23 protein-coding genes are annotated in these 21556 nt (G+C 73.0%); 18 read left to right on the top strand and 5 right to left on the bottom strand.

What is annotated here, in order from left to right:
- Positions 1-52: 52 nt before the first annotated feature.
- The 4 genes from mfd to FHX31_RS25740 all read left to right on the top strand — a co-directional run bounded on the left by mfd (position 53) and on the right by FHX31_RS25740 (position 7688).
- Positions 53-3709 carry a transcription-repair coupling factor gene (gene mfd / locus FHX31_RS25755; protein ID WP_184977341.1) on the top strand — a complete coding sequence of 1219 codons (3657 nt, stop codon included), beginning with the start codon at positions 53-55 and terminating at the stop codon, positions 3707-3709.
- A gap of 164 nt (positions 3710-3873) precedes the next feature.
- A complete protein-coding gene (locus FHX31_RS25750; RefSeq protein ID WP_184977340.1) occupies positions 3874-4644 on the top strand; it encodes a hypothetical protein in 771 nt (256 codons plus the stop codon).
- Entirely contained in the window at positions 4641-5630 is a 990-nt protein-coding gene (locus FHX31_RS25745; protein WP_184977339.1) for a nucleoside triphosphate pyrophosphohydrolase, read from the top strand. The genes FHX31_RS25750 and FHX31_RS25745 overlap by 4 nt, the downstream gene beginning before the upstream one ends.
- A gap of 438 nt (positions 5631-6068) precedes the next feature.
- Positions 6069-7688, top strand: a complete 1620-nt coding sequence (locus tag FHX31_RS25740) for a DUF885 domain-containing protein (protein WP_030271270.1) — start codon at positions 6069-6071, stop codon at positions 7686-7688.
- Positions 7689-7721: 33 nt separating this feature from the next.
- Here the strand turns inward: FHX31_RS25740 and FHX31_RS25735 are convergent, their stop codons facing one another.
- Positions 7722-8549 carry an NAD(+) diphosphatase gene (locus FHX31_RS25735; protein WP_184977338.1) on the bottom strand — a complete coding sequence of 276 codons (828 nt, stop codon included), beginning with the start codon at positions 8547-8549 and terminating at the stop codon, positions 7722-7724.
- A complete protein-coding gene (locus FHX31_RS25730) occupies positions 8546-9238 on the bottom strand; it encodes a hypothetical protein (protein ID WP_013474041.1) in 693 nt (230 codons plus the stop codon). The genes FHX31_RS25735 and FHX31_RS25730 overlap by 4 nt, the downstream gene beginning before the upstream one ends.
- A 212-nt stretch (positions 9239-9450) precedes the next feature.
- Here FHX31_RS25730 and eno point away from each other — a divergent pair, with 212 nt between their 5' ends.
- Genes eno through FHX31_RS25705 form a run of 5 tightly spaced genes read left to right on the top strand, consistent with a single transcriptional unit; the run spans position 9451 to position 13462 of the window.
- Complete coding sequence (gene eno, locus FHX31_RS25725) at positions 9451-10734, top strand: phosphopyruvate hydratase (protein ID WP_013284093.1); 1284 nt, start codon at positions 9451-9453, stop codon at positions 10732-10734.
- A gap of 28 nt (positions 10735-10762) precedes the next feature.
- Positions 10763-11398, top strand: coding sequence for an FtsB family cell division protein (locus tag FHX31_RS25720; protein WP_013284094.1), 636 nt, complete (start codon positions 10763-10765; stop codon positions 11396-11398).
- Between the two features lie 23 nt (positions 11399-11421).
- On the top strand, positions 11422-11979 hold the full coding sequence (locus tag FHX31_RS25715) for a DUF501 domain-containing protein (protein WP_013284095.1): 558 nt from the start codon (positions 11422-11424) through the stop codon (positions 11977-11979).
- Position 11980: 1 nt separating this feature from the next.
- On the top strand, positions 11981-12490 hold the full coding sequence (locus FHX31_RS25710) for an amino-acid N-acetyltransferase (protein WP_184977337.1): 510 nt from the start codon (positions 11981-11983) through the stop codon (positions 12488-12490).
- A 42-nt stretch (positions 12491-12532) separates the two neighbouring features.
- Positions 12533-13462, top strand: a complete 930-nt coding sequence (locus FHX31_RS25705; RefSeq protein WP_091330190.1) for a Ppx/GppA phosphatase family protein — start codon at positions 12533-12535, stop codon at positions 13460-13462.
- 105 nt (positions 13463-13567) lie between these two features.
- Here FHX31_RS25705 and FHX31_RS25700 read toward each other — a convergent pair whose 3' ends face one another.
- Entirely contained in the window at positions 13568-13756 is a 189-nt protein-coding gene (locus FHX31_RS25700) for a hypothetical protein (protein ID WP_176921700.1), read from the bottom strand.
- A 178-nt stretch (positions 13757-13934) separates the two neighbouring features.
- Between FHX31_RS25700 and FHX31_RS25695 the strand changes: the two genes are divergently transcribed.
- The 3 genes from FHX31_RS25695 to FHX31_RS25685 all read left to right on the top strand — a co-directional run bounded on the left by FHX31_RS25695 (position 13935) and on the right by FHX31_RS25685 (position 15484).
- Positions 13935-14132, top strand: a complete 198-nt coding sequence (locus FHX31_RS25695; RefSeq protein WP_230651275.1) for a hypothetical protein — start codon at positions 13935-13937, stop codon at positions 14130-14132.
- A 63-nt stretch (positions 14133-14195) separates the two neighbouring features.
- Entirely contained in the window at positions 14196-14528 is a 333-nt protein-coding gene (locus tag FHX31_RS25690) for a PadR family transcriptional regulator (protein ID WP_030271259.1), read from the top strand.
- Positions 14525-15484, top strand: a complete 960-nt coding sequence (locus FHX31_RS25685) for an HAAS signaling domain-containing protein (protein WP_184977336.1) — start codon at positions 14525-14527, stop codon at positions 15482-15484. Before FHX31_RS25690 ends, FHX31_RS25685 begins: the two co-directional genes overlap by 4 nt.
- Positions 15485-15566: 82 nt before the next feature.
- Here the strand turns inward: FHX31_RS25685 and FHX31_RS25680 are convergent, their stop codons facing one another.
- Together FHX31_RS25680 and FHX31_RS25675 are read right to left on the bottom strand one after the other, a co-directional pair.
- Positions 15567-15884 carry a helix-turn-helix domain-containing protein gene (locus FHX31_RS25680; protein ID WP_013284102.1) on the bottom strand — a complete coding sequence of 106 codons (318 nt, stop codon included), beginning with the start codon at positions 15882-15884 and terminating at the stop codon, positions 15567-15569.
- Entirely contained in the window at positions 15881-16243 is a 363-nt protein-coding gene (locus tag FHX31_RS25675) for a type II toxin-antitoxin system RelE/ParE family toxin (RefSeq protein ID WP_013474046.1), read from the bottom strand. The genes FHX31_RS25680 and FHX31_RS25675 overlap by 4 nt, the downstream gene beginning before the upstream one ends.
- Before the next feature lie 177 nt (positions 16244-16420).
- On the opposite strand from FHX31_RS25675, the gene FHX31_RS25670 reads away from it, so the two are divergent.
- The 6 genes from FHX31_RS25670 to FHX31_RS25645 are packed head-to-tail and all read left to right on the top strand — an operon-like array spanning position 16421 to position 21532.
- Positions 16421-17107 carry a dienelactone hydrolase family protein gene (locus tag FHX31_RS25670; protein ID WP_184977335.1) on the top strand — a complete coding sequence of 229 codons (687 nt, stop codon included), beginning with the start codon at positions 16421-16423 and terminating at the stop codon, positions 17105-17107.
- A 19-nt stretch (positions 17108-17126) separates the two neighbouring features.
- A complete protein-coding gene (locus FHX31_RS25665; RefSeq protein ID WP_013474048.1) occupies positions 17127-17840 on the top strand; it encodes a uracil-DNA glycosylase in 714 nt (237 codons plus the stop codon).
- A 20-nt stretch (positions 17841-17860) separates the two neighbouring features.
- Positions 17861-18592 carry a DUF4129 domain-containing protein gene (locus tag FHX31_RS25660; protein ID WP_013474049.1) on the top strand — a complete coding sequence of 244 codons (732 nt, stop codon included), beginning with the start codon at positions 17861-17863 and terminating at the stop codon, positions 18590-18592.
- A complete protein-coding gene (locus FHX31_RS25655; RefSeq protein ID WP_013284107.1) occupies positions 18589-19173 on the top strand; it encodes a hypothetical protein in 585 nt (194 codons plus the stop codon). Before FHX31_RS25660 ends, FHX31_RS25655 begins: the two co-directional genes overlap by 4 nt.
- Complete coding sequence (locus tag FHX31_RS25650; RefSeq protein WP_013474050.1) at positions 19173-20171, top strand: AAA family ATPase; 999 nt, start codon at positions 19173-19175, stop codon at positions 20169-20171. Before FHX31_RS25655 ends, FHX31_RS25650 begins: the two co-directional genes overlap by 1 nt.
- A complete protein-coding gene (locus FHX31_RS25645) occupies positions 20171-21532 on the top strand; it encodes a DUF58 domain-containing protein (RefSeq protein WP_013474051.1) in 1362 nt (453 codons plus the stop codon). Before FHX31_RS25650 ends, FHX31_RS25645 begins: the two co-directional genes overlap by 1 nt.
- Positions 21533-21556 lie beyond the last annotated feature (24 nt).

Raw genomic sequence — 21556 nt, 5'->3', positions numbered from 1 at the left:
CGGCTGGACGCGGGGTCGTCGTCGTGTGTCGATCCGCTGGAAGTGATCACTGATGCTCACCGGACTCTTCTCCGCCGCCCTGGCCGACCCGGGGCTGGCCCGGGCGCGTGACCTGGCGCGCTCCGGTGCCGCGCAGGTCGACGGGCTCGACCTCACCGCCCCGGCCGCGCTGCGCCCGTTCGCTGTGGCAGCGGTCGCCGCCGACGAGCCGGCCGGAGGCGCGGGCCGCCCGGTGCTCGCGGTCACCGCCACCACCCGCGAGGCCGACGACTTGGCCTCCGCGCTGGGCAGCCTGCTGCCGCCGGAGCAGGTGGCGGTCTTCCCGTCCTGGGAGACGCTGCCGCACGAGCGCCTGTCGCCCCGATCCGACACGGTCGGGCGGCGCCTCGCCGTGCTGCGCCGGCTGGCCCACCCGGACGCCGCCGACGCGCACGGCCGCACCGGGCCGCTGCGGGTCGTCGTCGCGCCGGTGCGCTCGCTGCTCCAGCCGCAGCTCAAGGGCCTCGGCGACCTGGAGCCGGTGCAGCTCGCCGCCGGGGACGAGGCCGACCTGGAGGAGGTCGCCCGCCGGCTCACCGACATGGCGTACGCCCGGGTCGACCTGGTCACCAAGCGCGGCGAGTTCGCCGTACGCGGCGGCATCCTGGACGTCTTCCCGCCCACCGACGAGCACCCGTCCCGTGTCGAGTTCTGGGGCGACGAGGTGGAGGAGATCCGCACCTTCGCGGTGGCCGACCAGCGCACCATCGAGGGCGTGGCGCAGATGTGGGCGCCGCCGTGCCGGGAACTGCTGCTGACCCCGGCGGTGCGGGAGCGGGCCGCCGCACTCGCCGCCGAGCACCCCGAGCTGGCCGAGATCCTGGACAAGCTGGCCGAGGGCATCCCGGTCGAGGGCATGGAGTCGCTCGCTCCGGCCCTGATCGGCGCCGACGCGCTGGAACTGCTCGTCGACTGCATGCCGGCCGGCACCCACGTACTCCTCTGCGACCCCGAGCGCATCCGCACCCGCGCGCACGACCTGGTCCGTACCTCGGAGGAGTTCCTCCAGGCCAGCTGGGCCGCGGCCGCCGTCGGCGGCCAGGCCCCTGTCGACCTCGGCGCCGCCGCCTTCAAGACCCTGGCCGAGGTACGCACGGCAGCCCGCGCCCTGCGCCAGCCCTGGTGGACGCTCGCGCCGTTCGGCCTGGTCGAGGCGGACGCGGCGCCGGCCCGGCAGCCCTGGGAGGACGAGCCGGCCGCTGTCGACGTCACCCCCGACGACGCCATCGCGGTGAGCCTGGCCGCCCAGCCGGCCCCGCTCTATCACGGCGAGACCGCCCGGGTGGTCGACGATCTGAAGCGCTGGGCCGGTGAGGGCTGGTCGATCGCGCTCGTGTTCGAGGGGCACGGCCCCGCCCAGCGGGCCGTCGAGGTGCTCCGCGACGCCGGTCTCGGCGCCCGGCTCACCGAGGAGGTGCCCGCCGCACCGGCACCGGGCGAACTGCTCGTGTCCTGCGGCTGCCTGACCGCCGGCTTCGTCGACGAGGCGTCGAAGTTCGTGCTGCTCACCGGCAACGACGTCACCGGTGGCCGGGGCACCTCCACCCGCGACATGCGCAAGATGCCCAGCCGGCGGCGCAACACCATCGATCCGCTGGAGCTGAAGGCCGGCGACTTCGTGGTGCACGAGCAGCACGGCATCGGCCGGTACGTGGAGCTGGTGCAGCGCACGGTGAACGGCGCCAGCCGCGAATACCTGGTCATCGAGTACGCGCCGAGCAAGCGCGGCCAGCCCGGCGACCGCCTGTTCGTCCCCACCGACCAGCTCGACCAGCTCTCCCGTTACGTCGGCGGTGAGCAGCCCACGCTGCACAGGATGGGCGGCTCGGACTGGCAGAAGTCCAAGGCGCGGGCACGCAAGGCGGTCCGGGAGATCGCCGCGCAGCTCATCCAGCTCTACGCCGCGCGCAAGGCGTCGAAGGGGCACAACTTCGGTCCCGACACCCCGTGGCAGCGTGAGCTGGAGGACGCCTTTCCCTGGCAGGAGACGCCCGACCAGCTGGCCGCCATCGAGGAGGTCAAGCGGGACATGGAACAGACCGTCCCGATGGACCGGCTGATCTGCGGCGACGTCGGCTACGGCAAGACCGAGATCGCGGTACGGGCGGCGTTCAAGGCGGTGCAGGACGGCAAGCAGGTGGCCGTGCTGGTGCCGACGACGCTGCTGGTGCAGCAGCACTACAACACGTTCGCCGAGCGGATGAGCCAGTTCCCGGTGTCGATCCGGCAGCTGTCCCGGTTCCAGACGCCGAAGGAGTCCGAGCAGACGCTGGAGATGGTCGCCGCCGGCACCGTCGACATCGTCATCGGCACCCACCGGCTGCTCCAGGCGGCCACCCGGTTCAAGTCTCTGGGGCTGGTCATCATCGACGAGGAGCAGCGGTTCGGCGTCGAGCACAAGGAGCACCTGAAGACGCTCCGCGCCTCGGTCGACGTGCTCGCCATGTCGGCCACCCCGATCCCGCGCACGCTGGAGATGGCGATCACCGGCATCCGGGAGATGTCCACAATCGCCACCCCGCCGGAGGAGCGGCACCCGGTGCTCACGTTCGTCGGGGCGTACGACGACCGTCAGGTGGCCGCCTCCATCCACCGTGAGCTGCTGCGCGACGGTCAGGTCTTCTACCTGCACAACCGGGTCGAGTCGATCGAGAAGACGGCACGCAGGCTGCGGGAACTGGTCCCCGAGGCCCGGGTGGCGGTGGCGCACGGCCAGATGGGCGAGGAGGCGCTGGAGAAGGTGATGGTCGGCTTCTGGGAGAAGGAGTTCGACGTCCTCGTCTGCACCACGATCGTCGAATCAGGCATCGACATCCCGAACGCCAACACCCTCATCGTCGAGCGCGCCGACCTGCTCGGCCTGGCCCAGCTGCACCAGATCCGCGGCCGGGTCGGCCGTGGCCGGGAACGGGCGTACGCGTACTTCCTCTACCCGCCGGAGAAGCCGCTCACCGAGAACGCGCACGAGCGGCTGGCGACCATCGCCCAGCACACCGAACTCGGCGCCGGCATGTACGTGGCGATGAAGGACCTGGAGATCCGCGGCGCCGGCAACCTGCTCGGCGGCGAGCAGTCCGGCCACATCGAGGGCGTCGGCTTCGACCTGTACGTCCGGATGGTCGGCGAGGCCGTGTCCGCCTTCAAGGGCGAGCAGCAGGAGGAGGAGGCGGAGGTCAAGGTCGACCTGCCGATCGACGCGCACCTGCCGCACGACTACGTGGCGGTGGAGCGGCTGCGCCTGGAGATGTACCGCAAGCTCGCCGAGGCCCGCGACGAGAAGCGTCTGCGCGAGGTGGTCGCCGAGATGACCGACCGGTACGGCGAGCCGCCCGCGCCGGTGCAGAACCTGGTCGCGGTGGCGCGGTTCCGGCTGCTCGCCCGCCGCTACGGGCTGACCGACGTGTCGATGCAGGGCAAGCACATCCGGTTCGGCCCGCTGCCGCTGCCCGACTCGAAGCAGATGCGGCTCAAGCGCTACCACCCGGACTCGGTCTACAAGCAGGCGCTCGACCAGGTCAGCGTGCCCCGGCCGAGCACCCGGCGGATCGGCGGCGAGCCGCTGCGCGACCAGGCGCTGCTGGAGTGGTGCGGGCAGCTCCTGGCCGACGTCCTCGGCAAGCCCGAGGAGCTGGCCGGTGTTGCCAGCCCCGCAGTGGCGAGCGGACGATGACACAGCAAGCCCGAGGAGCTGGCCGGTGTTGCCAGCCCCGCAGTGGCGAGCGGACGATGACACAGCAAGCCCGAGGAGCTGGCCGGTGTTGCCCGGTCCGGGGCGGGTGCGCGATGAGGTGGGCGGAGTCACAGGCCGGTACTCGGCGTGAGAGAGTGACCCTCATGCGTGCTCGCCGTTCCCTCGTCGCCGTCAGCGTCGCGGCCCTTGCCGCGCTCTCTCTCGCCGCCTGTGGCCGCTCCGCCCCGGACGTCGCCGCCTACGTCGGCGACGCCCGGTACTCCGTCGACCGGGTCGACGCGATCTACGAGGACGCGCAGCGGCAGTACGCGGAGGCCGTCCGTAGCCAGTCCCCGCAGACGCCGTCGCCGGCGGAGCTGCGGTCCTCGGTGACCCGGCAGGACGTGCTGAACCTGCTGGTGGCGATCGACCTGGGCAAGCGTGTGGCGGCCGACAAGGGCCTCCAGGTCACCGACCAGATCTCCCCGGAGCAGATCCAGCAGGCGCTCCGCATGCCGGCGACCACCGAGTACACGAAGCTGTGGGGCGAGTGGGTCGACCTCTCCGGCACGCTCCAGCAGAGCCTGCCCCCGGCCGACCTCAGCGACGAGTCCCTGATGGCCGTCTACCACGCCCTCGAGAAGACCGGGGCGATCCAGCCGGGCCTGAGCATCGACCAGGTGCGGCAGGCGTTCGGCGAGGCCGGGTTCGTCCGCACCGCCACCGCGCTCAGCAGCGCGCTGCAGGAGCAGGCCGAGAAGTCGGACGTCCGCGTCAACCCCCGGTTCGGCGTGACGGGCGTGCCGTCGCTGGTCAACACCGGCCAGTCGTTCGTCTTCTACTCCCTGCCGTACGTCGACCAGGACGGCCCGGTCACCGACATCTCGACTCCGGAGGCGCCGGCCTCCGGCTCCCCGGCTCCCGGAGCCGCATGACCGCGCGGATCGTCCTGCTCGTCACCTCACCCCGGCTGCCCGCCGGCCTGCTGACCTCGGCCGGGTGGGACGCCGTACGCTCCGCCCCGGTCCTCGCCGGTGCGGAGAGCGAGCTGACCCGTGCGGTCCGAACGGCCGGCGCCCACGTGAGCGTGGTGACCGAGGGTGCGACCCAGGCGCTGCTCGACGCCGCCGCCGCGCACGGCGGGGCGGTGTGGCTGGCCGGTCCGGCCGGCGACGAGACGCTGGCCCGTGAGCTGGGGCTGCGGCTGGCGCGCGAGCCCGGCCTGGCCGAACTGGAGCTGATGTACGGCTCGTGGGATCCGCCCGGCGCCCGGCTGCTCGACGCGGTCGAGGTGATGGACCGGCTGGCCTCCCCGGGCGGCGATCCGTGGAAGCGGGCGCAGACCCACCGCAGCCTGGCCGGTTTCCTGCTGGAGGAGTGCTACGAGGCGTACGACGCGATCAGCGCCGACGACACCGACGCGCTCCGCGAGGAACTGGGCGACGTGCTGCTCCAGGTGCTGCTGCACGCCCGGCTGGCGGAGAACCTGCCGGAGGGCAAGAGCTGGACCGTCGACGACGTCGCGGGCACCCTGGTCGACAAGATGGTGCGGCGCAACCCGCACGTGTTCTCCGGTGAGCCGGCCGGTTCGATCGAGGAGATCGAGGCGAACTGGGAACGGATCAAGCGGGCCGAGAAGACCCGCGACTCGGTGCTGGACGGCATCGCGCTGAGCCAGCCCGCGCTCTCCCTGGCCGCGAAGATCCTGGACCGGGCCGGCCGGGTGGGCCTCGCCGTACCGCCGCCACTGGCCGAGTCGCAGGTGGATCCGGAGGCCCGGCTCGGCGCGAGCCTGCTGGCCACTGTCGCCGCCGCCCGGCAGGCCGGCATCGACCCGGAGGCCGCGTTGCGGCGGGCCACCTTGGCGTACGCCGAAGCGATCCGAGCCGCCGAACGCCCCACCCCCACCAACCCCGCCTAACCCCCCGCGCCTCACCCTGCCCCGCCCTCTCCCCGCGATCTTGCACTTTCGGCCCGAGCGGTGCCGCAAATGCCCCCTCTGCCCGGGCACAAAGTGCAAGATCGCCGAGTCGGCTGACCGCCAGCCCAGCCCAGCCTTCCTTGCTCGACCGCGCCCCTCCCGGCAGGCGAGACTCGTCGCCCGCATCCCGGGATCGCCGTAGATCTTGGTACGAAAGTGCCCCTATAAGGGCCGTTTCCGTCCAAGATCTGCGCCGGCCTCGGACGACGCGCGCTCGCGGCCGACCAACCCCGGCACCCAGGCGGTGGCCTTTCAGGGGACTCGCGGCGGTGATCAAGGGGTTTGGGCCGGGGGCGGGCTCGGGCGGGGACACGAACTCCTTGATCAACGGGGGCGGGGAGGCGGGAGAGCGGGCGGGGTGATCGGTAGGGTCGGGGGATGGAGTCGTTCGGGCCGCTTGCGGAGCGGATCGTGGAGGCGTTGCTGGAGAGCCGGCCCGGGCTGGCCACCTCCGCCGGGGATCACCGCTACGACGACCGGCTGCCCGATCTCTCCGCCGACGCCCTCGCCGCCGACCAGGCGATGCTGAAGGACGCCGCCGACGCGCTCGCGGAAATCGACCCGGACGCGCTCGACGTGGCGGAGAGCGTCGACCACGCGCTGCTCACCAGCCTCGTCGACAGGGGACTGTTCGAGGCCACCGAGATCCGCGGCCACGAGTGGGATCCGCTGCGCCACAATCCGGGGCCGCTGCTGCACGCCCTGCTGGCCCGTCCCTTCGCCCCGGCCGAGGAGCGCCTGACCAGTCTCGTCGGGCGTCTGTCGGCCGTACCCGATGCGCTGTCGACGGCGCGCGCGACGCTGCGGGACATGCCGCGGGTCCACGCGGAGACGGCGGTCGGGCAGTTCGCCGGTACGGCGGCGCTGATCCGCGACGAGGTTCCCGGGTTGCTCGCCGAGGCGCCGGCGATGCGCGATCGGGTCGGCCCGGCGGCCAGCGAGGCGATCGCCGCGCTGGAGGAGTTCGTGGCCTGGCTGCGGCAGGGTCTGGCCGCGGACGCCGGTCCGGGGCGTGACCCGCGGCTGGGCCGGCGGCGGTGGGAGGCGCGGCTGTGGCACACGCTCGACACCGAGCTGAGCGCCGCCGAGGTGCAGCGCCGCGCCTGGGCCAACCTCGACCGGGTCACCGAGGAGATCCGCGCGGCGTCGGTCGAGCTGGTCGGTGGTCCGGCCGACGACGAGACGGTACGCCGGGCGCTGGACCTGCTGGCCGCCGAACACCCAGACGACGCCACTATCGTCGACCTCGCCTCGGTCACGCTCGACGAGGCGAGTGACTTCGTCCGCCACCACGACCTGGTCAGCATGGTCGGCGACCCGTGCGTGATCCAGGAGATGCCGGAGTTCGCGCGCGGCGTGGCGGTGGCCTACTGCGACTCGCCGGGCCCGCTGGAGACGGCCGACGTGCCGACGTTCTACTGCATCTCGCCCACCCCGGCGGACTGGCCGGCGCAGCGGGTCGAGTCGTTCTACCGCGAGTACAACGACCACATGATCCGCAACCTGACCGTGCACGAGGCGATGCCGGGTCACTTCCTCCAGCTCGCCCACGCCCGCCGTTACGACGGCCCGACCCGGGTACGCGCGCTCACCGAGTCGGGCGTGTTCGTCGAGGGCTGGGCGGTCTACGCCGAGGAGCTGATGGCGGGGCTCGGCTTCGGCGGGCTGCCGGTGCGGTTGCAGCAGCTCAAGATGCAGCTCCGGATGACCATCAACGCGCTGCTGGACCAGCTCGTGCACTGCGACGACATGCCCGAGTCCGAGGCGATGGCGCTGATGACCGGGCGCGGCTTCCAGGAGGAGGGCGAGGCGGCCGGCAAGTGGCGGCGGGCGCTGCTCACCTCGACGCAGCTCTCCACGTACTTCGTCGGCTACAGCGAGATGGCCGACATCGCCGCCGCCCGGCCGGACGGCGTGACGGTGCGCGACTGGCACGACGCCATGCTGGCGCACGACTGCCCGCCGCCGCGCCACCTGCGGACACTGCTGGGGGTGTGACGGCCACCGCCCGGGCGGCGACCCGGCCGGCGGTCACCGCCCGGCGGCGACCGCGTCGATCAGCCAGCGCGACAGGGAGTACGCGGGCGGCAGCTCGGCGGGCAGCGCGCCGGTCGGGAACCAACGCGCCTCGGTCAGCTCGATGCCGTCGACGACGGGTTCGGCGGCCGGGTCGGTCACCTCGGCGGTGAAACCGGCGAGCAGCGTGCCCGGCCCGGACAGCGCCCACGGCTGGCTGTCCACGTAGACCGGTCGCCGCAGCGTCAGGCCGACCTCCTCGGCGACCTCGCGGTGCACCGCCGCCTCCAGCGACTCGCCCGCCTCGACGAACCCGGCGACGAGTGCCCACAGCTGCGTCGGCCCCTGCGCGTGCCGGACCAGCAGCAGTTCGTCGACGCCGCCGGCCGGGCCGGGGCGGGTGATCGCGGTCAGCACCGCGACGGACAGCGGCACGAACACCGTCAGCCCGCAGTCCGGGCAGCGCCGCGCGGTCTCGCCCGGCACGTCGGCCAGCTCGGCCCGGCACGCGCCGCACCACCTGTGGGTACGCCGCCAGGTGACCACGGCGAGCGCCCGTCCGGCCAGGTCGGCGCGGGGTGCGGGCAGTTCGGCGGCGAGGCCGCGCCAGCCGCGCCACGGGCCGGGAAGCGACTCCGGATCGGTCACCTCGGCCGCCCACGCCGGAACGCCGTCGAGCGTGCCGACCGGGATCCAGGCGAGGTCGCCGGGCAGCGCGCCGATCCGCAGCGGCTGCTCGTCCGGGCCGGTCAGCAGCTTCCGTCCGGCCACCGGCAGCGCCAGGTCGTCCGGCTCCGGCGGCCGCCCGTGATCGGCAGCAGGCAGGAACCCGGGCGGGGTCACGACGTGGACGGGCGGCGGTCCACCACGCCGGCGCCGTCCGGGACCGCGAACGCGGCCGCCTCGACGCTCTCGGTGTAGCGGCTCAGCGTCACCTCGGCGGGCTTGCCGTCGAGCGTGCCGGAGAAGCTTCCCAGCACACCCTCGTTCGTCACGCAGGCGTTGAAGCGCTCCCCGTCGTGGGTGACGTCGACGCAGGTGGCGTGGTGTCCGGCGAGAGTGGTGTCGCTCTGCTCGATGACCGCCTCCGGCGCCAGCGCCGCCTCGGTGAGCAGCCGGATCACCGCGGGCGGCGTGACCAGGCCCTGCTTGCGTGCCTCGTCGTAGACGATCACCGACGGCTTCCCTGCGGTGAGCACGGGCGGCGAGACGGTGCAGGAGGTACGGGCGGCCGTGCTCGCGCACCGGGTCACCGACTCCTGCGTCACCGTGATCTTGCCGCCGGGCCAGGTGTACGTGGACCGCAGCGGCTTCTTGGTCTGCGCGATCGAGGCGGTCCGGCCGCCGTCGATCTGGTAGTCGGCGGCCCAGGTCTGCTCCAGCGCCCGGTCCATCCGCGCGGCGAGGTCGTTGACCAGGTCGGCGCGACCGAGCGCGACGTTCGCGTCGTCCAGGGCCTGACAGCCGGTGACCGAGAGCGACGCGATGACCGAGGCGGCGAGCACGCGGAGAGTCGTCGAGGCGGCAGGCATGATGCCCAGCCTTGTCGATCGACGCAACGTCTCGCAAACCGGTTGCCGGTTGACGACCGGTAATCCGGGAATGTCCGTCTCAGCAAGCGCCTCGGGGGCCGCCCCGAGCGGGGTGCGGCAGGGCGGGGACCGATACGCTGCGTTCAACACCTGCCTCAGCCGCACCGTCGCGGCCCATACGGACCGGAACCACACAAACGAGGAGCGACTCAGTGGCAACCATCGAGGGAATCGTCGCCCGGGAGATCCTGGACTCGCGGGGCAACCCGACGGTCGAGGTCGAGGTCGGGCTCGACGACGGCACGATCGCCCGCGCCGCGGTGCCGTCCGGCGCCTCCACCGGCGCGTTCGAGGCGGTCGAGCTGCGCGACGGTGACAAGGATCGCTACCTGGGCAAGGGTGTCGAGAAGGCGGTCGCCAACATCGAGGACCGCATCGTCGACCAGCTCATCGGCTACGAGGCCAGCGAGCAGCGGCTGATCGACCAGAAGATGATCGACATCGACGGCTCGGACAACAAGGGCGAGCTGGGCGCGAACGCCATCCTCGGCGTCTCCCTGGCCGTGGCGAAGGCCGCCGCCGGCAGCGCCGAGCTGAGCCTGTTCCGCTACCTGGGCGGCCCGAACGCGCACCTGCTCCCGGTGCCGATGATGAACATCCTCAACGGTGGCGCGCACGCCGACTCGAACGTCGACATCCAGGAGTTCATGATCGCGCCGATCGGCGCGCCGACGTTCCGGGACGCGCTGCGCTCGGGCGCCGAGGTCTACCACGCGCTGAAGTCGGTGCTGAAGAAGAAGGACCTGTCGACCGGCCTGGGCGACGAGGGCGGCTTCGCCCCGAACCTGCCCACCAACGCCGCCGCGCTGGACCTGATCGCCGAGGCCGTGGAGAAGGCCGGCTACCGGCTCGGCACCGACATCGTCTTCGCGCTCGACGTGGCCGCCACCGAGTTCTTCGACAACGGCACCTACACGTTCGAGGGCAGCGCCAAGAGCGCCGAGGAGATGAGCAACTACTACACCAAGCTCGCCGGCGACTACCCGATCGTGTCGATCGAGGACCCGCTGGCCGAGGACGACTGGAGCGGCTGGGCCACCCTCACCGCCGCGCTCGGCGACCGCATCCAGATCGTCGGCGACGACCTGTTCGTGACCAACCCGCAGCGCATCGCCCGGGGCATCGCCGAGCAGGCCGCCAACGCGGTCCTGGTGAAGGTCAACCAGATCGGCTCGCTCACCGAGACGCTCGACGCCGTCGACCTGGCCCACCGGGCCGGCTTCAAGTGCATGATGAGCCACCGTTCCGGCGAGACCGAGGACACCACCATCGCCGACCTGGCCGTCGCCACCGGCTGCGGGCAGATCAAGACCGGCGCGCCGGCCCGCTCGGACCGGGTGGCCAAGTACAACCAGCTCCTGCGGATCGAGGAGGAGCTGGCCGACGCGGCGCGGTACGCCGGTGCCGGCGCGTTCCCGCGCTACCGTTCGGCCTGAGCGAGCGCTCCGGGGGAGGGGTGTGACGATGCAGCAGCGCCGCACACCGGGTGGCCAGCGGCCCGCCCGCCGGCCGGGTCAGCCCGGCCGGACGGGCGGTGCCCGGGTCCGGTCCACGGCACGCGACAACGGCGTCCGCGCGGAGGCGCGCGCCGCCGGCCGGTCACCCGGCGCGTCCCGTGCCGCCGACGGCGTACGCTCCGCGAGCCGCCCCGCCGCGGCCCGGCGTACCGCCGCCGGTGGCCCGGTCAAGCGGCTCACCGCACCCCAACCCCGGCGCTTCACCGGGCGCGCCACGGTGCTGTTCGCGGTGCTCATCGCGCTCGCCCTGGCGTACACCTATCCGGTCCGGGTCTACCTGGACCAGCAGGCCGACATCGAGCGGATGGAGGCGGCGCAGGCCGCCCAGCGGGCCGAGATCGACCGGCTCACCGCCGAGGCGGCCAAGTGGAAGGACCCGGAGTACGTCAAGACGCAGGCCCGGGAGCGGTTCTTCATGGGCAAGCCAGGCGAGACGCTGCTCGTGGTGCTCTCCGACCCGGAGGGCGCCGCGAAGGACGCCGGCAAGGGCGCGAAGCCGGGGGCGCCGAAGCCGCCCGAGCCCTGGTACGACACCCTGTGGGGGAGCGTGCGGGCGGCCAACGCCGAGCGCCCCGACAAGTGAGCTTTGATTCGAGAGGCACTTCCTTGAGCGTCGTACCACCGCAGGAGCCGGCGGCGGACTCCGTACCCCCGCCGGAACGCCAGCCGGCCACCGAGGCCGACCTGGCCGCGGTGGCCGCGCAGCTCGGACGCCCGCCTCGCGGCACCCGCGCGGTGGCCCACAGGTGTCCCTGCGGCCTGCCCGACGTGGTGGAGACGACGCCCCGGCTGGCCGACGGCACGCCGTTCCCGACGCTGTTCTACCTGACCTGCCCGCGTGCCACAGCGGCGTGCAGCCGGCTGGAGTCGGCCGGGCTGATGAAGGAGATGGCCGAGCGGCTCGCCGAGGATCCGGAGCTGGCGGCGCGGTACCGGGCGGCGCACGAGGACTACCTGACCCGCCGGGAGGCGATCGGGGAGGTGCCGGAGATCGCGGGCATCTCGGCCGGCGGCATGCCGGGGCGGGTGAAGTGCCTGCACGTGCACCTCGGGCACGCGCTCGCCGCCGGGCCGGGGGTCAACCCGTTCGGCGACGAGACGCTGGCGCTCGTGGAGAAGTGGTGGGCGGCCGGCCCCTGCGTGGACGTGCCCGCGGTCCAGTGAGATGAGCGCCCACGAGATCACTGTGCGCCGGGCCCGCACCACCGACGTACGCGGCATCCGGCGGCTGGTGGACACCTACACCGACGACCGGCGGCTGCTCAGCAAGGCGACTGTGACGCTGTACGAGGACGTGCAGGAGTTCCGGGTCGCGGTGACGTCTGACGGCACGGTGGTCGGCTGCGGCGCGCTGCACGTCATGTGGGAGGACCTGGCCGAGATCCGGACGGTGGCGGTCGACCCGTCCTGCCGGGGCCACAAGATCGGGCACCGGATCGTCGGCGGGCTGATCGACGCGGCACGGGAGCTGGGCATCGCCCGGATCTTCGTGCTGACGTTCGAGACCGGCTTCTTCGGCTCGTTCGGTTTCCGCGAGATCGACGGCGCGCCCGTCCCGCAGCCGGTGTACGAGCAGCTCCTGCGCTCGTACGACGAGGGCGTGGCCGAGTTCCTGGACCTGGAACGGGTCAAGCCCAACACCTTGGGCAACACCCGAATGCTGCTGCGCCTCTGACCCTGCGCGGGCTGCCGTAGGGTGGGCGCCGTGAGTGCGCGTGTGGCCGCCATCGACTGCGGGACCAACTCGATCCGACTGCTGATCGCCGACCTGCCCGAGGCGTCGGCGGGGGACTCGTCGCCGCTGCGCGACGTCAGCCGGCGGATGGAGATCGTCCGGCTGGGGCAGGGCGTCGACCAGACCGGCATGCTCGCGCCGGAGGCCATCGAGCGGACCCGCGTGGCGCTCGCCGACTACGCGGCGGAGATCGAGAAGTCCGGCGCCGACCGGGTACGCATGTGCGCCACCTCGGCCTCCCGCGACGCCTCCAACGCCGCCGACTTCCGCGCCATGGTCGAGCGCACGCTCGGCGTACCGCCCGAGGTGGTGACAGGCGACGAGGAGGCACGCCTGTCGTTCACCGGCGCGGTGCGCGGCCTGCCCGCCGACGCCGAACCGCCGTACCTGGTGGTCGACATCGGCGGCGGCTCGACCGAGTTCGTCGTCGGCACCCGCGCCGACGGGGTGCGCGGCGCGATCTCGGTGGACATCGGCTGCGTCCGGATGACCGAACGGCACCTGCACGACGATCCGCCGACAGCGGCGCAGATCGCCGCCGCCGAGTCCGACATCGCCGCCGCCGTCGACCGCGCGCTCGCCGCCGTGCCCGGCCGCGAGGCCGCCACGCTGGTCGGGCTGGCCGGTTCGGTCACCACAGTGGTCGCCCTGGCGCAAGGGCTCCGGGAGTACGACCCCAGCCGCATCCACGACGCCCGCATCTCGTACGAGCAGGTGGCCGAGGTGACAGCCGACCTGCTCGGCAAGAGCAGTGAGCAGCGGCTGGCGTACCCGGTGATGCACCCCGGGAGGGCCGACGTGATCGGCGCCGGCGCGCTGGTGCTGCGGGTGATCATGGAGCGGGCCGGGATGCCGTCGGTGGTCGCCTCCGAGCACGACATCCTCGACGGCATCGCCTGGAGCCTCGCCTAGCCCGCTCTTTCGCCGCCGCACCTTCAGGCGGTGATCAAGGAGTTCGTGTCCGATCGGGGCGCCTCAGAGGACGCCAACTCCTTGGTCAACAAGGAGGGCCGGGCGTCAGTCAGTCGCCAGGTCGGGGCGGTGTTCCCTGATCCACTTCTCGACGTCGGACTTCCGCCAGACCTTGCCCATCGCCAGTACGGCGATCGGCTCCGGGAAGTTGCGTTGGTTGGCGATCACGGATGCGCGCTGACGCGACACGTTGCCGAGCATCGCCCGGATCTCCGACACGCCCACCAGCTCCACACGTTGACGATGGCAGTGTCGGCGTCGCCGAACAGCGACAACTACGGAGGCTATTGACGTTGACAACAGAAGGCGACACGATCGGGGGGTGACCGTGAGGAACTGTTCTCCCGTACCCGATCGCAGTCGCCGTGTCGTGCGGCCGCACGTGCCGATGCGGCCCCTCTGGTTGTGCCGGGTGTGCGCGGCACCCTGGCCGTGCCAGCCGGCCCGCCTGTTGCTGCTGCTGGACTACCGGCGCGACCGCGTCGCCCTGTCGATCCACATGGCGGGCTGCCTGTTCGACGCCACCGCCGACCTGATGGCCGCCAACCCGAACCCGGCCGACCTGTTCGACCGTTTCATCGGGTGGACCGCCCGTCCTTCCTCCCGGTGAACAAGGCCGGGCAAAGTGCTGTGTGATTGACGGTAGTGTGGATTGCGCACTAGTGTGCGGAGCGTGGATACCACGCAGCTCCTCAAGGGCGTGCTCGACCTGGCGGTGCTCGCCGTGCTCAAGGACGAGGACGGATACGGCTACGACATCCTGCGGCGGCTGCGTGAGGCCGGCCTCACCGAGGTCGGCGACGCCTCGGTCTACGGCACGCTGCGCCGGCTGTTCGCCGCCGGCCTGCTCACCACGTACGTGGTGCCGAGCGAGTCCGGGCCGCACCGCAAGTACTACTCGCTGAACGCGGCCGGGCGTGACCAGCTCACCCGCTCCGGCAAGACCTGGCGCTCGTTCGCCACCACCATGGACGCACTGCTCGACGATCGGGGGATGGCGGCATGACCGTCACTGGGCAGGAGATCACGGACTACGTCGACCGGGTACGCGCGGCGCTCGCCGACCTGCCGCCGGCAGTCCGCGACGAGCTGACCGAGGACCTGCCGGAACACCTCGCCGAGGTGGCCGCCGAGGGCGAGGGCGCGCTCGTGGACCGGCTGGGCACCCCCGAGGCGTACGCGGCCGAGCTGCGCGCCGCCGCCGGCGCCGGGGAGGGGCGGCGACCGGCGCGCTTCCACCGCCTGGCCGAGGCGCGGGATCAGGCAGCCACGCAGATACGTCTGCTGGATCGTCAGCTCGGCCCGGTGCTCGGGCACGAGACGGTGAGCGACTTCCTGCGCCCGCTGCGCCCGGCCTGGTGGCTGGTGCGTGGTTGGCTGGCCGCGCTGCTGATCAGCGTCATGGTGGACGGTGGCCGGCCCGGTCTGCTGCCCCGGCCGAACGACAACGCGTCGGCCGGCCTGCTGCTGCTCATCGGCGCGGTGGTCGCGTCACTGTGGCTCGGCCGCCGTTCCGCGGGCTTCACCGGCTGGCCGCGCCGCCTGCACCGGCTGGGTACGGCCGCGCTGCTGCTCTTCGGCTTCGCGGTGCTCGTCGATGTGGACCGGAACGCCAGCTCCGACGTCTACAGCGGCTACGAGCAGACGTCGGTGGACCGGCGGTACGACCGGATCGAGGACGTCTTCGTCTACGACCAGCAGGGGCGGCTGATCCGCGACGCGCAGCTGTTCGACCAGAACGGCGTGCCGATCCGGCTCGGCTGGCCGAACTGCCTGGACTCGTCCGGCGCCGTGCCCGCGCCCCGCAACGCCTACCCGTACTGCCCGGAGCTGGCACCGTTCGGCGCACCGGCCTCGCCGTCGATCGCCCCGCCCGCACCCGCGCCCACAGGCAGCGCCACCCCGACCGCGCCCGCCACGCCCACCACCAGCGCTTCCCCGGAACCCACGTCAACGCGCTAGAACACGCTCGATCCCGCGAGATCTTGGAAGGAAACGGCCCCCATGAGGGCCGTAATCTTCCAAGATCTCGCGGGATCCGCTGTCAGGCGATGGCGGCGATGTCACCGTCGTCGAAGTAGATCGCCTGGTGGAGCCGGCCACCCAGCGCCGCGGCGAACCGGGCCACCACTTCCTGTCCGGAGATCTTTCCCTGCTCGATCTGGGAGACCCGTCCCTTGGTGACGCCCATCCGGTCGGCGACCTGCTGCTGGGTCAGGCCGCGCGCTCGCCGTACCTCCGCGAGGCGGTGACCGATGACCTCGGCGAGGAGTTCCTGCTTACCCGCGTCGACCGCATCTTCCCCGCCGACCCGGGCGACGTGGTCGGCGCGGATGTCCTGCCACCGGGAGTAGTCGCTCATGCCTTCCCCTCCTCTCGTGCCCGGTCCTTGAGGTAGAGCTCGTAGCGGTGCTCGGCGACGGGAATGGCCTCCTGATACCACGTCTTCCACCGGCCGGACTTGTCGCCGGCGACCAGGAGGATGCTCGAGCGCCACGGGTCGAACGCGAAAAGGATACGCACGGTGCCCGGCCGGAGCTCCTTCAAGTTCGCCATCGACGAACCGTGGATGGTGTCGACAAGGGGTCGTCCGAGTCCTGGTCCGTGCTCGGCCAGGAGGTCGATCGCCTGCACCACTCGCGCATGGGTGGACGCGTCGAGAGTGTCGAGCCACTGCCGCACCTCGTCGACCAGGTAGACGTCCCAGTCTCCAGCCACCACGGGGCTAGTTTAGCAATCGCTATACCCAGCGTGTGTGCCTGTCCGGCGGTTCAACAGGAGGTGAATGCCACTGTTGTTCCGTCTTCCCCGCGCCGGTGACCGCGTGGCACGCTACCGGCACGTATCAGCCAACTGGGCGACCAGCCAATGATGACTGACCGCTAGGAGGACGGGCCCATGGGCGAGATGGTGAGCTTCACCGGCAACGGGGGGACGAGCGAGGGGTATCTCGCGATACCCTCCGGCGGTGCGGCCAGCCCGGCGGTCATCGTCATCCAGGACTGGTGGGGACTGGTGCCCCACGTCCGGGCCGTGGTGGACCGCTTCGCCGAGGCCGGCTTCGTCGCCCTCGCGCCCGACTTCCGGCACGGCGGGCCGGCCGTGAAGCCGACCGAGCCGCGGCTGATGCTGAACAGCTCCCAGATGGACGAGGCGGCCAGCGACATCGCCGCCGCCGCCGAATACCTGGCGAGCCGGTCCGAGGTCGCCGGCAAGGTGGGCTGCGCCGGGTTCTGCGCGGGCGCCAGCCTGGCGCTGTGGTCCGGCACGTTCTCCGAGCGCATCGTGGCGACCGCCGGGTTCTACCCGCGCCTGCCCTGGGAGGGCATGGCCACCGACTGGGCCGGCTACGCCGGGAAGGCCGCGCTCATCCACTGCTCCGAGGCGGACGGCCTGTCCGCCGCCGACGGGGTGCAGAGCGTACGCCGGTCCATCGAGTCCGCCGGTGGCACCTGCCAGACGTTCGACTACCCGGGCACCGCGCACGCGTTCTTCAACGAGGACCGGCCCGAGCACTTCGACCAGCGGGCGGCCGCCACCGCCTGGGCCCGCACGCTGGAACTGTTCCGGGCGAAGCTTGGCTGAGTCGCGTACCCCGCAGGACGTGGTCGCCCGCGCCGCGCGGGCGGCCGACCTGGCCGACCTCGACGGCGCGGTCAGCGACTGCTTCGCCTGCCCGCGCCTGGTGGCCTGGCGGGAGGAGGTCGCCCGGGTCAAGCGGGCCGCGTTCCGCGACCAGGACTACTGGGGACGGCCGGTGCCCGGCCTCGGGCCGGCGGACGCCCGCATCGCGATCCTCGGTCTGGCGCCGGCCGCGCACGGCGGCAACCGCACGGGCCGGATCTTCACCGGGGACCGGTCCGGTGACGTGCTGTTCGCCGCGCTGCACCGCGCCGGGCTGGCCAACCAGCCGACGAGCGTGTCCGCGGACGACGGCCTGACGCTGCGCGACACCCGCATCTTCGCGGCTGTGCGGTGCGCGCCGCCGGACAACAAACCCACCCCGGACGAGCGCGACACCTGCGCGCCGTGGCTGCACCGCGAGGTCGAGTTGATCCGGCCCACGCTGCGCGTCGTGGTCGCGCTGGGCGCGTTCGCGTGGGCCGCGTGGTGGCCGGTGCTACGCCAGGTGTACGGGCAGCGACCGCCCACACCGCGACCTGCGTTCGGTCATGGGGCACACTGGTCCGGCGAGTCGGTGCCGGCGTTGCTGGGCTGCTATCACGTCAGCCAGCAGAACACGTTCACCGGCCGGCTCACACCGGCGATGCTGGACGACGTGTTCACCCGGGCGAAGGACCTGGCCGGGGTGGACTGAGGAACACCTGAGGCGGTGGGATGGATTTCGGCGTACTGCGCAGGTGGTGGCCGGTCGCCGCGGTGACGGTGCTGCTCGCGCTCGCCGCGTTCGCCGCCGGTCACTCCGCCATCGGGGCCAGCCGGATCCCGCCCGCCGCCGACACCATCCCGTACGTGCCGGACTACCCGTCGCCCGAGGCGGTGCCGTCGATCCCCGTCGAGCCCCGGGACGTGGGCGAGTCCACCTCGGGCGGTGTGCCCGGCTGGCTGGCCACCGCCGCCGTGGTGTTGCTGTCCGCGGCGGTGCTGGCCGCCGTCGGGTACGTCCTGTGGAACGTGCTGCGGGGCGCGCTGCGGCGCACCACTCGCGCGGTGCCGGTGCGGCGCACCAGGCGTACCGCCGAGGGGACCGCCCGCGAGGTGGTGGCCGCGCTCGACGCCGGACTCGTCGAACTGGACGACCGCTCCACCGACCCGCGGACCGCTGTGATCGCCTGCTGGGTACGCCTGGAGGAGGCCGCCGAGGACGCGGGTGTGCCCCGGCACACCGGTGACACCCCGACCGACCTGGTGGGCCGGCTGCTGCGCGGCGACCCGGCGGCCGGCATCCCGGCGATCGCCAGCGCCGACGTGCTCGACGGTTTCGCGCACGTCTACCGGGAGGCCCGGTACGCCACGCACCCGGTCGACGAGCACACCCGGGACCAGGCCCGCGCCGCGTTGCGCCGGTTGCGCGGCGAGCTGACCAGCCTGGCGGGGGAGGCGTCGTGAGCACCAGCATCGACGACCTGCTGTCGTTCGGCGAGGAGCCCGCCGGGGAGGACGTCCGGCCCTCGGGCGGCGGCCGGGCGCGCCTGCTGCTGCGGACCGCGGCGGTCACCGCCGCCGTCGTCGTGGTGGTCGTGGTCGGGCTGCGCGCGGTCGGCCTGAAGGTGCCGATCTGGATCATCGTGGCGGGGGTGCTCGCCGTGCTCGCCGTACGCCGGGTCACCACCGCGCTGTCACCCCCGCCGCCGCCTCGCGCGGGTGCCCGAACGCCCGCCGGTGAGGAGCCCGGCACCTGGAACTGGTCCGCGCGGGACGCACTGCGCACCGCGATCAACGGCTGGGAGCGCCCGCTGGACTGGTGCGCCGGCAACCAGGAGCGGTTCACCGAGCGCATCCTGCCCCGCCTCGGCGAGCTGGCCGACGAACGGCTGCGCCAGCGCCACGGCGTCACCCGTGAGTCCGACCCGGCCCGCGCCCGGGCGGTGCTCGGCGAGCCACTGTGGACGTTCCTCGCCACCCCCGCCCGCCGCCCTCCGTCGCCGCGCGACCTCGCGGCGATCGTCGCCGAACTGGAGAAGATCTGATGAACGACGTGGACCGGAGCATGGCCCCCGCCGAGGTGGGCCGGCTCGCCCGGGCCGTCCTGGAGGCGGTCGGCACCGTCGTGGTCGGCAAGCGGGACGCGCTGGAGCTGGTGCTGGCCGGCATCCTCGCCGGTGGTCACGTGCTGCTGGAGGATCTGCCCGGCCTGGGCAAGACGCTCACCGCGCGCTGTTTCGCGCAGGCGCTCGGACTGGACTTCCGGCGGCTCCAGTTCACCCCGGACCTGCTGCCCGCCGATGTGACCGGCTCGTTCCTCTACGACCAGAGCAGCGGCGACTTCGCCTTCCGGGCCGGCCCGGTGTTCACCAACCTGCTGCTCGCCGACGAGATCAACCGGACGCCGCCGAAGACGCAGTCGGCGCTGCTGGAGGCCATGCAGGAGAAGCAGGTCTCGGTCGAGGGCGTGACCTACCGCCTGGACGAGCCGTTCCACGTGCTCGCCACCGCCAACCCCATCGAGTACGAGGGCACGTACCCGCTGCCGGAGGCGCAGCTCGACCGGTTCCTGCTGCGGGTGTCGTTCGGCTACCCCAGCCACGACGAGGAGTGGGACGTGCTGCGGCGCCGGATCGCCCGCCGCCGCGAGGAGGCGGAGATCAAGCCGGTGGTGGACGCCGCCACGCTGCGCGCCATGCAGGCCGCGCTGGAGGACGTGGTGGTCGAGGACTCGATCGGCCGGTACATCGTGGTGCTCACCGCTGCCACCCGGGAGCACCCGTCGGTGCTGGTCGGCGCGTCCCCGCGCGGCTCGCTGGCGCTGCTGCTGCTGTCCCGGGTGCGGGCGGTGCTCGCCAACCGGGACTACGTGGTGCCGGAGGACGTCAAGGCGGTGGCGGCGCCCGCGCTGGCGCACCGGATCACGCTGCGGCCGGAGATGTGGCTGCGCCGCGTCGACCCGTCGTTCGTGGTCGGCGAGGTGCTGGAGTCCACGCCCGCCCCGGCGAGCGGCGCGCTGCCCAGCTACGCCGCCGGACGCTGATGGACCGGGCCGACGCGGCAGGCGGCTGGGCGCCCACGTGGGCGCTCGGCCGGGCCGTGCTGCTCACCGGTGTGCTGCTCGTCGCCGCCGTCCTGCTCGGCCGCATCGACCTGGTGGTGCTCGCCACGCCGTTCGCGCTCGGGACCGCGTACGCGCTGCGCCGCCGCCCCGCCGCGCTGCCCGAGCTGGAACTCGGCGTCGGGGACACCCACCTGGTCGAGGGCGCGCCGCTGGCCGCCACCGTCGCGGTGGCCAACCCCGACCTGGTCGGGTACGACCTGGCGGTGGTCCGGACCCGGATGTCGCGCTGGCTGCGGGTGGAGCAGGTCGGCTTCGGCGGCACCGGGCTGGACGTGAGCCGCTCCGGCGGGGCGGACCGCCCGTTCGTCACGTCCGTACCCCGGGGCAGCGCTGTCGACCTGAAGCTGACCGGCACCGCCCTGCGGTGGGGGCGGCACCCGATCGGGCCGGCCGGGGTGCGGGTCGCCGCCGCCGACGGGCTGCTGGTCTCCCGCGCGGTGATCACCGACCCGATCCGGGCCCGGGTCTATCCGCGTACCGAGCCGTTCGACGCGGTCGAGGCGATGCCGCGGGCCGCCGGACTGGTCGGCGCGCACCGCTCGCGGCGGCCGGGCGAGGGCGGTGAACTGGCCGGGGTACGCGTCTTCGCGCCCGGTGACCGGTTGCGCCGGATCGACTGGCGGGTGTCGCTGCGGGCCCGCCAGCTGCACGTCGCGTCGACGCTCTCGGACCGGGACGCCGAGGTGGTGGTGCTGCTGGACGTGCTGGCCGAGGCGGGCCGCTCCGGTGGCGTGAACGGGACCGCGTCGGTGCTGGACACCACCGTGCGGGCCGCCGCCGCGCTCGCCGAGCACTACCTGCACCGCGGTGACCGGGTGTCGATGCTGGAGTACGGGCCGGCCGCTCGCCGGCTGCGTCCGGCCACCGGGCGGCGGCAGTACCTGACAGTGCTGGAGTGGCTGCTCGACGTGCAGGCCGAGTCGTCCCCGCACGAGCCGTACGACCAGGTCTTCGGCCCGCAGGTGCTCTCCTCGGACGCGCTCGTGGTGGTGCTCACCCCGCTGCTCGACGAGCGGTCCGCGCAGATGCTGGCCCGGCTGGCCCGGGGCGGGCGGTTCGTGGTGGCGGTGGACACGTTGCCGGCCGAGCTGCCGGTGCCGAAGGAACGCGGCTGGGCCGAGGTCGCGTACCGGCTGTGGCGGCTGGACCGGGACACGATGATCGGCCAGCTCCGCGAGCACGGCGTGCCGGTGGTGCGCTGGGCGGGCGCGGGCAGCCTGGATGAGGTGCTGCGCGACGTGGCCCGGCTGGCGACCGCCCCGAAGGCGGGGCTGCGATGAGCACGGGGAGCGCAGTCGCGAACG

It is taken from the genome of Micromonospora sp. CNZ286, assembly GCF_014207755.1.
The sequence above is the reverse complement of the archived record's forward strand: the minus strand, read 5'-3'. Positions and strand labels throughout refer to the sequence as shown.